The 345-nt window shown below is 67.8% G+C and carries 1 protein-coding gene; it reads left to right on the top strand.

Annotated elements, in window-relative coordinates; translation table 11 throughout:
• Positions 1–345, top strand: a 345-nt coding sequence (locus QK440_RS41525; protein WP_282798409.1) for an FtsK/SpoIIIE domain-containing protein, incomplete at both ends; no start/stop codon positions are given.

Here is a 345-nt window from a genome sequence, read left to right as displayed (position 1 = left end):
GCCGTCGGCATCGAGATCCCGAACACCGACCGCGAGATGGTCAAGGTCGGCGACGTGCTGCGGCTCGCCGACGCCGCCGAGGACGAGCACCCGATGCTGGTCGCGCTCGGCAAGGACGTCGAGGGCGGCTACGTGATGGCGAACATCGCGAAGATGCCGCACATCCTCGTCGCCGGCGCCACCGGCTCCGGCAAGTCGTCGTGCATCAACTGCCTGATCACCTCGATCATGGTCCGGGCGACCCCGGAGGACGTGCGGATGGTCCTCGTCGACCCCAAGCGCGTCGAGCTCACCGCGTACGAGGGCATCCCGCACCTGATCACGCCGATCATCACCAACCCCAAG

This window comes from Streptomyces sp. CC224B (assembly GCF_030010595.1).
GTDB classification, from domain to species: Bacteria; Actinomycetota; Actinomycetes; order Streptomycetales; family Streptomycetaceae; genus Streptomyces; species Streptomyces longispororuber.
This window is presented reverse-complemented; position numbering and strand designations above follow the sequence as displayed.